Origin of the sequence: Bacillus sp. 275 (assembly GCF_001999205.1) — a bacterium.
In the GTDB taxonomy this organism is placed as follows: domain Bacteria; phylum Bacillota; class Bacilli; order Bacillales; family Bacillaceae; genus Bacillus; species Bacillus velezensis.
Genome location: NZ_CP019626.1, coordinates 238,721 through 253,697, shown reverse-complemented (window position 1 = coordinate 253,697; position 14,977 = coordinate 238,721). Strand labels below are relative to the sequence as shown.

Genomic DNA, 14,977 nt, shown 5'->3' with positions numbered 1-14,977 from the left:
TACAGATGAAATGGAGGCAGCTCTATGAAAAGTGATATGAAGGCAAGCGGGTTACTCAAGCCATCTGTCAGCTATGGAAAATCATTGCGGCTTTCAGCGGACCAGCCGATGACGATTCCTGAAGTCCTGCACAAAACCGCCGCGGCAGCGGGAGATCAAAAGGGCATCACATATATACAGCCTGACGGAACCAAAGTGTACCAGACTTACAGCGGCCTGAAAAAGATCGCTCTTTCGATTGTGAAAGGGCTCCGCCAATCAGGAGTGAAGGCTCAGGATGAAGTCATATTACAGCTCAGTGACAATTCCCAGCTGATTCCTGCTTTTTGGGGCTGTGTTTTTTTAGGAGCGATCCCGGTTCCGCTTGCGGCCGCTCCGGCTTATACAGAAATGAACAGCGGGACGCAAAAACTGAAAGACGCCTGGATGCTTTTGAATCGGCCGTATGTCATCACAAGCCGTGACGTGCTGCCGGAGATGACTGAATGGGCGGAGGAGCAGGAGCTTTCCGGGTTTTGCGCTTTGGCGGCAGAAGATCTCAGTGCGCATGAAATGGATACGGACTGTCATCATCCCCGTCCGGAAGATTTGGCGATGCTGCTTTTGACCTCGGGAAGCACGGGCACGCCGAAAGCCGTGATGCTCAGCCATGAAAACATCGTCTGCATGGTCAAAGGAAATATTCAGATGCAGGGCTATACAAGTGAGGATGTCACGTTTAACTGGATGCCTTTTGACCATGTCGGCGGCATCGGAATGCTTCATCTGCGTGATGTTTATCTCGGATGTGAGGAAATCAACATACCGAGCGAATCCATTTTGATGGACCCTTTAAAATGGCTCGACCTGATTGATCATTACCGCGCTTCGGTCACGTGGGCCCCAAATTTTGCCTTTGGGCTGCTTGCTGATTTTGCAGAAGAGATTCAAACGCGGAAATGGGACTTATCTTCCATGCGTTACATGCTGAACGGCGGGGAGGCCGCGGTTGCGAAAGTCGGACGCAGAATTATGGAGCTTTTAGAGCCGCACGGTCTGCCGGCTAATGCCATCCGTCCCGCATGGGGAATGTCCGAAACGTCTTCGGGCGTTATTTTCTCAGATGAGTTTACACTGGAAAACACGAATGACGACGATCGTTTCGTCGAGATCGGTCTGCCGATCCCGGGATTTAATATGAGAATTACGGATGACCGCAATCAAGTGGTGGAAGAAGGAGAAATCGGCCGCTTCCAAGTGTCGGGTCTGACTGTAACGAGCGGATATTATGAGCGCCCGGACTTAAACGAGAGTGTCTTTACAGAAGACGGCTGGTTTGAAACGGGAGATCTCGGATTTCTGCGTGAAGGCCGCCTGACGATAACGGGGCGCACGAAAGATGCCATCATTATCAACGGTGTGAATTATTACAGCCATGCCATTGAATCAGCCGTTGAGGAATTGCCGGAAATTGAAACGTCATATACAGCGGCATGCGCCGTCCGGCCGAATCAAAGCACGACAGATGAGCTGGCGATTTTCTTTGTGACATCTGTTCCGTTGGATGAGAACCGTATGACGAAGCTTCTTCATCACATTCACCAGCACGTGACACAGAGAATCGGCGTTACCCCTGATTATCTGCTTCCGGTCGCAAAAGAAGACATTCCTAAGACGGCGATCGGGAAAATCCAGCGCACTCAGCTGAAACATTCATTTGAACAAGGGCAATTTGATTCATTACATAATAACAGACAAGAAGGCGGCAATTCAGACACGGCTTCTGCAGAGAAAGAAATTGAACGGGATTTTATCCGTTTTCTGAAAGAGGAACTTTCCATCGCGGATGAGCTCGTTGATCCAAATACACCGTTTCAAAGTCTTGGCGTCAATTCCATCAAGATGATGAAACTCGCCAGATCAATTGAAAAAACGTATCACATCCGGCTGACGGCAAGAGAGCTGCACAAAAACCCGACGATTGGCGCTTTAGCGGCTTATACTGCTGAAAAAGCGGCAAACATGTCAGCGGACCATCATCCCCAAAAAGCCGAACCGCCGGCAGAACGGGAGAGACGGCAAACGGCGCCAGCGCTTTCAGAAGTCCAAAAAGGGCTGTGGACATTGCAGAAAATGTCGCCTGAAACGACTGCATACCATGTCCCGCTCTGTTTCCGATTCACATCCGGAATCGACAAAGAGAAACTGAAACAGGCGTTTCAGCTCGTATTAAAGCAGCATCCGATGCTCAAAAGCGCCGTGAATGAAACAGACGGCGGGTTTTATTTCATAGAAGCGGCAGATCCTTTTGTATTCTCGGAAGAAGATATTTCTGACGTCAATGAATCACAAATATCCGCTCTGATACGGAAAAAAGTGAAAGAGCCGTTTGTCAAAGAAGGCGGGCCTTTGCTGCGCGTGCAGCTGCTTTCAAAATCCGCCGAGGAACATTATCTTTTGACGGTCATTCACCACATCGTGTTTGACGGCATTTCATCCATTACATTTATTCACAATCTGCTGGATCATTATCAGGCGCTGCTGGAGGGAAAAGAAGAGTTTACAGCTGCCGCTCCCGGTATTCATCCCGATTTCGCGGCTTGGGAAAAGCGGTATTTAGCGGGTGAAGAAAGCAAAGCTGCCCGCGCTTACTGGATGAAACAGCTTGAGGGCGATCTGCCTGACCTTCAGCTTCCGCCGATGCGCACGGAAAGCAGTGTTCCGGAGTTTACAGAAGATACGCTGACACGCCGTCTTCCCGAACGGCTGCTGAATAATATAACGGCGTTTGCCGCATCCCGTTCGATTCATTTGTCTACCGTCATGCTGAGCTGCTATATGGTGCTTTTAAGCAAATATACGGATAAGGAAGATATTGTGACAGGCATGCCTGCAATGGTCAGACCCGAAGAACGCTTTGACGGAGTGGTCGGCCATTTCCTCAACATGCTTCCCATACGGAGCAGAGCCGGACGAAAAGAAACATTTGCTGACTTTGTTCAAAAGGTGCAGGATGCCGTTCTGGACGGACTGGATCACTCCTTTTATCCGTTTCCGAAAATGGTGCGTGATGTGCATGCAAAACCCCTGCAGAACGGTTCGCCTGTTTTCAGCAATGCCTTTTTCTATCAGAACTTTCTGCAGCATTCGAGCTATCAATCGATGCTTGATGAATACAAGGAATTCTCCTGTGAGTTTGTAAAAGACATTCATCAGGAGGGGGAATATGATCTTGTATTTGAAATGTGGGAAGAAGCATCAGGCATGGATCTTACGATTAAATACAGCACCGAATTATTCGACGAAGCAGGGGCGGCCAGACTTTTCAGCCAATTTGTACAGGCTGCTGAAGCTTTGACGGCGAATCCGGATACGCCGCTTGAGAACGTTTCTCTCATGACAAAAAGAGAGGAGCACATGATTCTTAATACTTGGAATGAGACAAGCCGTGAATATCCGGATGCCTGCTTCCATGAATTATTCGAACGTCAGGCGGCAGAAACGCCGGACGCTTGTGCGGTTGTGTATGAAGAGCAAAAGCTGACGTACCGTGAGCTTAATGAAAAAAGCACGAAGCTGGCGCTCTATTTGCAGGCGCACGGTGCAGGCCCTGATGATCTCATCGGCATTTATACAAACCGTTCATTGCACATGGCTGTCGGCCTTCTCGGCATTTTAAAAGCAGGGGGAGCGTATGTGCCGCTTGATCCTTCTTATCCCGCTGACAGATTGGAATATATGATCGCCGACAGCAGGATTTCAATGTGCCTGACGACAGCTGATTTAGAGCACTCTTTGAACTGGGGAGGCGTGCAGACAACTGCCATTGACCGCGATTGGTCTCATATTGAAAGTACAGCCGCGGAAAGAACGTCGCTGAAGCGGTTAGTGACACCTGACGATCTGGCGTATGTCATTTACACGTCGGGCAGTACGGGCAAACCGAAAGGCGTGATGATTCCGCACCGGGCGCTGACCAATTTCTTACTCTCGATGGCGAATGAACCGGGGCTTTCGTCCGAAGACAAACTGCTTGCCGTCACGACATATTGCTTTGACATCGCGGCACTGGAGCTTTACCTTCCTTTAATCAAAGGAGCGGAGTGCAACATCTGTAAGACAGAAGTCACAAAAGACGCACGGAAGCTGAAAGAGCTGATTCAAGAGTACAAACCGACGATCATGCAGGCGACCCCGTTTACGTGGAAAATGCTCTTTCATTCCGGATGGTCAAATGAAGAAAATGTGAAAATCCTTTGCGGCGGAGAGGCGCTTAGCGAACAATTGAAGCAGCAGTTTCTCGATACGAAAAGTGAGGCTTGGAATATGTTCGGGCCGACAGAGACGACAATCTGGTCCGCGGTGCAGCGGATAACGGAGAATGAGAGCGCGCTTACGATCGGACGCCCGATCGCCAATACCCGCGTGTATATTATGGATTCCGGTCTCAACCCTGTTTTAGAAGGGGTGCCGGGAGAACTTTGTATTGCGGGAGACGGATTGGCAAGAGGGTATTTCAACAAGCCTGAGCTGACAGATAAAGCTTTCGTCAGCCACCGGCTCGAACCGGGATCAAAGCTTTATAAAACAGGCGATATGGCGCGTTTTCTTCCCGGCGGCCGCATTGAATACATGGGACGGATGGACACCCAAGTCAAAATCCGCGGCTACCGGATTGAACCCGGAGATATTGAGAGCAGGCTGAATGCCCATCCGGCCGTACAGGAAAGCGTAGTGGTTGTGAACAATCACTCCGGAAATGAGAAGCTTTGCGCGTTTTATATCCGGAAAAACGGAGAGCCGCTTCCGTCTGCAAAGGAATTGCGCAATCATTTGAAACAAGCGCTGCCGGCCTATATGACGCCAGCTTCGTTTATCCGTCTTGAAGAGCTGCCGCTCACACCGAACGGAAAAGTGGACCGCAAGCTTCTTGCTGCCCGCGATCTGACGGAAAAGCAGCCGGACACACAAACATTTTCATCATCTCATATCCAGCAGGCGGTGCTGGCGATTTGGCAGGATGTATTGAAAAGCAAAGATATAGAGCTTGATGACCGCTTTTTTGATGCGGGGGGAGATTCGCTTCTTGCCGTGACTGTCACTGACCGGATGACGCAGGAACTGGATTGTGAATTCAGTGTAACGGAGCTGTTTGAATACGCGACGGTAAAAGACATCAGCCGGTACATCACAGAACAAAAACCGAAAGAAACCGTTTTGGCTCCTGTGCCGCAAAAGAAAGTGAATACAGAAGATCGGGAACACCCGGCGGGAGAATTTCCCGATTATTACGAGGACAGCCTTGCGGTTATCGGTATATCCTGTGAGTTTCCGGGAGCGAAAGATCATTACGAATTTTGGAATAACATCAAAGAAGGCAAAGAAAGCATCACCTTCTTTTCAAAAGAAGAGCTCCGCCGATTCGGTATTTCTGAAGAACTGGCTGATCATCCCGGCTTCGTTCCGGCTAAATCAGTTTTAGAGGGGAAAGAAATGTTTGATCCCGGTTTCTTCGGCTTTTCACCGAAAGATGCGGAATATATGGACCCTCAGCTGAGAATGCTTTTGCTCCATTCATGGAAGGCAATCGAGGATGCGGGATATATCTCCAAAGAAATTCCGGAAACAAGCGTGTATATGTCTGCCAGCACAAACTCTTACCGCAGCCTGCTGCCGGAGGGGACGACAGCACAGCTGGAAACGCCGGATGGCTACGTGTCATGGGTGCTTGCCCAAAGCGGTACGATTCCGACGATGATTTCTCATAAACTCGGGTTGAAAGGGCCGAGCTATTTTGTCCATGCCAACTGTTCATCTTCGTTAATCGGCCTGCATTCGGCTTTTCAAAGCCTGCAGTCCGGCGAAGCCAAGTATGCCCTTGTCGGCGGTGCGACCCTTCATACGGAATCAAGCGCCGGGTATGTTCATCAGCCGGGGCTGAATTTTTCGAGCGACGGGCATATTAAAGCGTTTGACGCGGACGCTGACGGAATGATCGGCGGTGAAGGGGCCGGCGCCGTGCTCTTGAAAAAAGCGTCTGATGCGGTTAAGGACGGCGACCATATTTATGCGCTGCTGCGCGGAATCGGCGTCAATAACGACGGAGCGGATAAGGTCGGATTTTATGCGCCGAGCGTCAAAGGACAAGCTGAGGTCATTCAGAAGGTCATTGATCAGACGGGCATACATCCCGAAACGATCGCGTACGTCGAAGCTCACGGCACGGGAACAAAACTCGGCGATCCGATCGAACTGTCCGCACTTCAATCGGTGTACGGCCGATATACAGATAAAAAACAATACTGCGGCATCGGTTCAGTCAAAACAAATCTCGGGCATTTGGATACAGCGGCCGGAATGGCGGGCTGCATCAAGGTTGTCATGAGCTTATATCATCAGGAAATCGCGCCGAGCATCAATTACAAAGAGCCGAATCCGAATCTTCATTTAGAAGACTCTCCGTTTTACGTAGCGGAAGAAAAGAAAGAGTTAACCCGTGAGAACAGAGCGCACCGCATGGCTTTAAGCTCTTTCGGTCTTGGCGGAACAAACACACACGCGATTTTTGAACAATATCCGGATGCATCCGAAGCAGCAGACGCTGCGGGTCCGTTCATCATTCCGTTGTCTGCCAGAAAAAAAGACCGTCTGAAGGAGTACGCAAAACAGCTGCTGGCTTTTCTGGAAAGAAAAACGGACACAGACCTCGCTGATCTTGCCTACACGTTCCAAGTCGGAAGGGAAGCGATGGAAGAGCGCGCGGCCTTTATCACAAGCGGCATTGCGGAGCTGAAGCGGCAGCTTGCCGATTTTATCAATGATAAGCCGGCAGTAACAGGCTGCTTCAGAGGAGAAAAACAGCAGGCGAAAGATATTGCCTGGCTTTCTGATGATGATGACAGCGCTGAACTCATTGAGAAATGGCTTGCGAAAGGAAAAGGACCGAAGCTCTGTGAAATGTGGAGTAAAGGCGTCGCCATTAATTGGCACAAGCTTTACAAAGACAAGCATCCGAAACGAATCAGCGTGCCGGTCTACCCGTTTGCAAAGGAGCCGTACTGGCCGAAAAAAGCAGAAAAGAACACATCTGCCGCACACACCGGAGTCTCAGTTTTACACCCGCTCGTGCAGCAAAACACGTCAGATTTGGCCGTTCAGCGGTTCAGCTCACGGTTTACAGGCTCAGAATTTTTCCTGAAGGATCATGTGGTCAGGGAAAAAGCGGTGCTGCCGGGAGCGGCATATTTGGAAATGTCTTATGAAGCGGTAAAACGGGCGCTTGGCGGCTTATTAAAGGATCGAGACAGAATAACGCTCCATCATACGGTCTGGATGAAACCGATCGTCGTTCACGAACAAGAGTGCCAAGTCCAAATTGCGCTGTTCCCTGAAGAGGACGGCATCATCTCATATGACATTTACAGCGTAAACGCTGACGGCGAAGAAGTGCTGCACAGCCAAGGACGGGCCGAGATCATAAAGGCTGAACGAGAGCCTGAGGCCGACCTTTCTGCCATACAAAACAGGTGCACAGCGGACATTCTTGATCCGGCGGCCTTTTATCGGGAAGGCCGGAGCAGGGGGATGTTCCACGGAAAAGCCTTCCAAGGCATTAAGTCCGCCTTTATCGGCGAGAAAGAAGTGCTTTCGGACATACAGCTTCCGGATTCTGTTTCTCACACGAACGGAAAATTTACGCTTCATCCGAGCATCATTGATTCAGCTATTCAGACGGCGACGATCTGCATTATGCAGGAGTTTTCCGGACAAAAACTGATTCTGCCGTTTGCGCTGGAATATCTTGAAGTCATCAAAGCATGCACACCGGCTATGCGGGCGCATGCACGCTTCAGTGAAGGATATCAAACCGGTGATTCCGTGCAGAAAGCCGACATTGACCTGTTCGACGAAACAGGAGCGCTTTGCGTGAAGGTGAGAGGATTCTCTACGAGAGTGCTTGAAGGCGATGCAGAATCGGCTCAGCGGCTATCAGGCTCGGAAAAGGTCTTGTTTGCACCGGTCTGGAAAGAAGCCGCCGCATCCGAGAAAGCTTCTGTCCATGCTGATGAGCATTTGATCATACTTTGTGAAGATGCCTGCCGTATAAAAGATGAAGCGGCATCCGGCCTGAAAGACGCCGAACTGCTGATTGCAGAAGGTGAGGGTGAAACAGCCGCTGAACGCTTCCAAAGCTATGCGCAGACAGTCGCCGAGCACATCCGGCGGATCATCAGCGAAAAAAGGCAGGGCCGCATTCTGATTCAGACCGTTATTTCAGCAGACGGCAGCCAGCAATTGTTTGCGGGGTTAACAGGTTTGTTAAAAACAGCCGAGCTGGAATACGGAAAACTTGACTGTCAGCTCATCGAAATGGAATCAATCGGCGAAATGCCGGCTGTCGCTCAAAAACTGAAAAACGACAGTCATCGGCCGCAGGATAAACATATCCGTTATAAAGGAGAAAAACGGTATGTGAAGGCTTGGGAAGAAATGCATCCCGCAGGGGGCGGCATCGTCTGGAAGGACGAAGGCGTATATCTGATTACCGGAGGCGCAGGAAGCCTGGGCTTGATGTTCGCAAAAGAAATCGCAGGTCGCGTAAAACACCCGAAAATCATTCTGACGGGCCGCTCAAATCTGGCAGAAGCCAAACAGCGTGAGCTTGCTATGCTTCAGCACTCAGGCGCAAATGTCGTCTACAAAAAACTGAATGCGGCGGACCGGCGGGAAAATGAAGCGCTGATCAAAGAGATTACGGCGGAATTCGGAAAGCTTAACGGAATTATTCACGCTGCGGGAGTGATACAAGACCGCTTCCTGCTGCAAAAAACGAAGGAAGAGTTCAGAGAAGTGCTTGACCCGAAAGTGATCGGAACCGCTTATTTAGATGAAGCCAGCAAAGACTGCAATCTTGACTTTTTCGTATTGTTCTCCAGTGTTTCCGGCGTTCTCGGCAACGTCGGGCAGGCTGATTATGCCGCCGGCAACGCGTTTATGGATGCATACGCCGCTTACAGGCAATCCCTTACGGAGAATGGCCTGCGGCACGGAAAAACGGTCGCCTTTAACTGGACGCTGTGGAAAGATGGCGGTATGCAGGCGGGAGACGAGACAGAGAGAATGATGAAAAAAGCTTTCGGCATGGTTCCGCTTCAAAAGGCGTCAGGCCTGGCTGCATTTTATGAAGGAATGGCTCAGGAAAAGCCGCAGCTTTTAGCAGCTGAAGGACAAGCTGCAAAATTAAAACAGTCGTTCCTATCCGTTTCTGAAACTGAAAAGCCGCAGGTGGAGAAAATAGAGCCTGTATCCGCCGTTTCGGGAGACAAATGGCACGGTGCGCTTATCCGAATGGTCAGTTCAATTTTAAAAGTCGGCCAAGACGAGATTGATATTGATACGGAACTGAGTGAATACGGTTTTGATTCCGTATCGTTTACCGTCTTTACGAATCAATTAAATGAAGCGTATCAGCTGGAGCTGGCGCCGACGATCTTCTTCGAACACGGGACGATCCGCAGTTTAGCAGAGTATTTGACGGATGAGGCAGAAGCCGGCCTTCCTTCTCAGCCGGAAGAAAAACACGATGCAGAAGAATCTCTTCAAACGCTTCACACCGCTTTGAAAGCCATGGTAAGCGGCATTTTAAAAGTTGACCGTGAGGACATTGAGACAGATACGGAATTGAGTGAATACGGTTTTGATTCCGTATCGTTTACCGTCTTTACGAATCAATTAAATGAAGCGTATCAGCTGGAGCTGGCGCCGACGATTTTCTTTGAGTACGGAACGATCAGCGGTCTCGCCGGATATTTGGCAAAAGAGCATCCGGGCCGTTTCGGCGAAAAGAAGAAAGAGTCTCGGAAAAAAGAGCAGCCAAAAGCCCAAAAACCGAAAATGCAGCGGAAAAAGCGCTTCGCAACGGTAATGAACGCTGCGGCAGCGGCACAAGAGCCGCGCCGCTTTGACCCGGTTGCCATTGTCGGAATCAGCGGCCGATTCCCGGGTGCAAAGGATATAGAGGAATTTTGGCGCAATTTGAAAGAAGGAAAGGATTCGATCACAACCATTCCGAAAGAACGCTGGGATTGGCAAGCGTTTGATGGCGACCCGAATCTTGAAGGGAATAAAACGAATATCAAGTGGGGCGGCTTTATCGACGGAATAGCTGAATTTGATCCGCTGTTCTTTGGGATTTCACCGCGGGAAGCCCAATATTTAGATCCGCAGCAGCGGCTGTTATTGACTTATGCATGGCGGGCGATAGAAGATGCGGGCTGTAAGCCGGAAAGCCTTTCCGGTACAAATACGGGCGTCTTTATCGGCACCGGAAATACCGGTTATAAAGATTTGTTCACAAGGGCAGGTCTTGCGCCGGAAGGACATGCGGCGACAGGCAGCATGATTCCTTCCATTGGTCCGAACCGTTTGAGCTATTTGTTAAATCTTCACGGGCCGAGCGAGCCGATTGAAACGGCATGCTCAAGCTCGCTTGTGGCGATTCACCGGGCGGTATCCGCTATAGAAAACGGAGAATGCGACATGGCGATTGCCGGGGGAATCAACACGATTCTGACGGAAGAAGCGCATATCAGCTACAGCAAAGCAGGCATGCTCAGCAAAGACGGAAAATGCAAAACCTTCTCCAAAGATGCTAACGGGTATGTCAGAGGAGAAGGCGCGGGAATTCTGATGCTGAAGAAACTGACAGATGCAGAACGTGACGGCAATCCGATTTACGGCGTGATCCGCGGTACGGCTGAAAACCACGGCGGCCGGGCGAATACGTTAACCTCGCCGAATCCGAAACTGCAGGCTGATTTATTGGTGAAAGCATATCGGAAAGCGGGAGTGGATCCGAGCACCGTCACGTATATTGAAGCGCACGGTACAGGAACGGAATTGGGCGACCCGATTGAAATAAACGGTCTGAAAGCGGCGTTTCACGACCTGGCGAAAACAAATCAAGAGCCTGAAGTCTCCGGTCACCGCTGCGGCATCGGTTCGGTCAAAAGCAATATCGGCCATTTAGAGCTTGCCGCGGGAGTATCAGGCGTCATGAAAGTGCTTTTGCAAATGAAACATAAAACGCTGGTGAAAAGCCTGCATTGCGAGACGATCAATCCGTACATTCAGCTCGATGACAGTCCTTTCTACATCGTGCGGGAAAATCAGGAATGGACGGCAGGAAAAGATAGAAACGGAAATGCCATTCCGCGCCGGGCCGGGGTCAGCTCATTTGGCATCGGCGGGGTCAACGCCCATATCATCATTGAAGAGTATGTCCCGAAAGCAGCCGCTCAGCCTGAGCACAGCCCGGAAAATCCGGCAATCATCCTTTTGTCCGCCAAATCAAAAGAAAAACTGTTTGAACAGGCGCAGCAGCTGCAAAAAGCGATCCGTCAAACGCCGTATACAGATCAAGACTTGGCGGGCGTCGCTTATACGCTGCAAACCGGAAGGGACGAAATGGAAGAGCGCTTGGCCATTCTTGCAGCGACGATGGCGGAATTGGAAACAAAGCTGGAAGCATTTACGAAAAATGAGAAAAACATCGCCGGGCTGTATACCGGCCAGTCTCACCGCAATAAAGATACGTTTGCCTTGTTCACGGCAGATGAAGATATGGACATCGTCATTGACGCCTGGATCAGAAAAGGCAAATTCGCCAAGCTGGCAGAGGTATGGGTGAAAGGCGGTGTGTTGAATTGGAACCGGCTGTATGAAAAGGGTACGCCGCGTTTACTCAGTCTTCCGTCTTATCCGTTCGCAAAAGACACGTATTGGGTGCCTGAGAATCCTGACAAAAAGAAGGTCCATGCAGAGGAACGGATGAAACGTATTCTGAGGAAACAATGGGAACTGAGCCCAATCGAACTGGGTGAACCGTGCGCACGTTCCGTTGCGATTTTGACAGGCGGGGACACGATCAATCTCGCTGAAGAGATCGCAGCGCACATGCCGAATCACCGTATCATCACCGCATCAGACCTTATCGGTGAATATGACTGGCAGGCGTTTGACGGAGTTATCGACCTCCTCGGCGCAGCGAAAGAAGATTCTCAAGACATGGCCGGAATCAAATGGCTTCAGCAATTGATTGAGCATGGGCATAAAGAAGGGATGACACTGCTTTGTGTCACGAAAGACCTTGAGTCATTAAATAAAGAGGCCAATCAAACAACAGGAGCAAAACGGGCCGGTCTGTACAGAATGCTGGCATGCGAGTACGGTCACCTGTCTTCAAGGCATCTCGACCTTGAAGGAGCGCTTTCGGATGACAAACTGGCGAAGCAGATTGCCGATGAGTTTCATGCCCGCACTGATGACGCGGAAGTTTGCCGGAGGGACGGCTTGCGTTACCGCGCTGTATTAAGCGGCTCAGAAAATATGAATATGCAAGGCGAGAGAATTGATTTTCCGGACAACCATGTGCTTCTGATCACCGGAGGGACGAGGGGGATCGGTCTTTTATGCGCACGCCATTTTGCCGAACATTACGGAGTGAAAAAACTGGTGCTTACAGGCCGCGAGACCCTTCCGCCGCGAAGTGAGTGGACGGGCGGACTGAATGGGGTGACGGCTTCTGTAAAAGCGAAAATTGAAGCTGTTCTCGACTTGGAATCCAAAGGTGTACAAGTGAAGGTTTTGTCAGTCCCGTTAGCTGATGAAGCCAGGCTGAGACAGGAACTGAGTCAGATAAAACAGACGCTCGGACCTATCGGCGGCGTGATTCACTGCGCGGGTGTGACGGATAAAGAGACGCTCGCATTCATCAGAAAAACCGATGAAGACATACAGCGCGTGCTCGAGCCGAAAGTAGACGGGCTTCAGGCGTTATACAGTGTGCTCAGCGAAGAGCCGCTGAAGTTTTTCGTCTTGTTCTCTTCCGTGTCAGCTGCGATACCGGCGCTTTCGGCAGGACAGGCCGACTATGCCATGGCCAATGCGTATATGGACTATTTTGCAAACTCATACAAAGAGCAGCTGCCGATCGTAAGCATTCAGTGGCCGAACTGGAAAGAAACCGGAATGGGCGAGGTAACGAACAAAGCTTATAAAGAGAGCGGGCTATACAGCATCACGAATGCAGAAGGACTACAGCTCCTTGACGGCATACTTCTTGAATCAGCAAGGGGCCCGGTGCTGCCGGCCGTTCTGAATCCTAAACTGTGGAAGCCGGAGCGATTCCTGCGGCGGAGCAGGCAGGATCAGCCAATGAGTCCGGCTATGGTAAAACCGGCGGAAAAAGCCGCTTATACTGCCGCAGACAACGCTCAATTAACAAGGAAAACAGAAGAATGGCTGAAAGAATTATTTTCTGAAGAGCTGCGGATTGACCAGGATCAGCTTGAGACAGACGTATTATTCCAAGATTACGGAGTGGATTCCATTATTCTTGCTCAGCTTCTGCAGCGGATCAATCGGAATCTCTCGGCATCGCTTGACCCGTCCATTCTGTATGAATATCCGACGATTCAATCTTTCGCAAAATGGCTTCTTGAAGGATATACAGAAGTTTTGTCTGAACGTTTTGATTTGGCGGCGGCGGAGCCTGTTATGAAGAAGCCGGCTGAGCCGTTGATTGAAACACAAGCCGTTAAGGTGCAAGAAGAGCCGGCCGGAAAACAGATTCACCGGGAAGATATCGCGGTCGTCGGCATGTCCTGCCGGTTTCCGGGAGCGGCTTCTTTAGAGGCGTACTGGTCGCTTTTGGCTGAAGGCCGTTCGGCTATCCGTCCTGTTCCGGCTGAACGATGGGGGTTGAAGACGCCTTATTACGCGGGAATGCTTGATGGAATTCATCAATTTGATCCGGACTTCTTTTTACTGGCTGAAGAAGATGTAAAGGCAATGGACCCTCAAGCTTTGGCCGCTCTGGAAGAATGCCTTAACCTGTGGCATCACGCGGGCTATACGCCGGATGAGATAAAGGGAGAAGCGATAGGTGTGTATCTTGGCGGACGCAGCCGTCACAGACCGGGTGAAGAGAAACTGCTGGACGCGAAAAACCCGATCGTCGCGCTAGGCCAGAATTATTTGGCCGCCAATCTCTCTCAATACTTTGATATGCGCGGCCCGAGCGTTGTCCTCGATACGGCTTGTTCTTCTGCTTTAGTCGGAATGAATATGGCCGTGCAGGCTCTTGTAACAGGAGAAATAAAAGCGGCCGTCGTCGGCGGCGTGAGCCTGTTTGAATCAGAAGAAACCCATAAATTATTTGAACAGCGCGGCATATTAAGTAAAGCGCAGTCGTTCCATGTATTTGACGAACGCGCCGATGGAGTCGTGCTGGGCGAGGGTGTCGGAATGGTTCTATTAAAAACCGTGTCTCAGGCCATTGAAGACGGAGATTCTATCTATGCCGTAGTGAAGGCGGCATCCGTCAATAATGACGGAAGAACGGCAGGCCCGGCTACGCCGAGTCTGGAAGCGCAAAAATCCGTCATGAAGACGGCTCTTGAAAAAAGCGGAAAACAGCCGGAAGACATTACTCATATTGAAGCGAACGGTTCAGGCACGGTTGTGACGGATCTGTTAGAACTGAAGGCCATTCAATCCGTCTACCGTTCAAAAGACGCCGGCCCGCTCGGAATCGGATCTGTGAAACCGAACATCGGGCACCCGCTTTGCGCCGAAGGAATTGCAAGTTTCATAAAGGTTGTTCTCATGCTGAAAGAAAAAAGCTTTATCCCGTTTTTATCAGGTGAGCATGAAAACACACATTTTGATAGAGAAAAGGCCAATATTCAGTTCAGCCGCACTCTGGCAGACTGGCCGTCACCAATGCCGGCGGCAGGAATTAACTGCTTTGCCGACGGCGGAACAAACGCTCACGTCATTGTGGAAGCGTGGCAGGAAGACGAAGGGCGCCGAATCAAGCGCCATCCTTTAACACCGCCTGCATTAAATAAGCGGCTGATTTCGCCGGACAGCAAAGAAGAAACGAACGAAAAAGCTGCGGCAAACATCTGGGATACCTATGAAGTGGAGGTTTAAC

The 14,977-nt window shown here is 50.4% G+C and carries 1 protein-coding gene; it reads left to right on the top strand.

Annotated features, from left to right (window positions below):
• Positions 1-24: 24 nt before the first annotated feature.
• Positions 25-14,976, top strand: a complete 14,952-nt coding sequence (locus tag BZ167_RS00800) for a non-ribosomal peptide synthetase (protein ID WP_077391912.1) — start codon at positions 25-27, stop codon at positions 14,974-14,976.
• The last annotated feature ends 1 nt before the right edge of the window (position 14,977 follow it).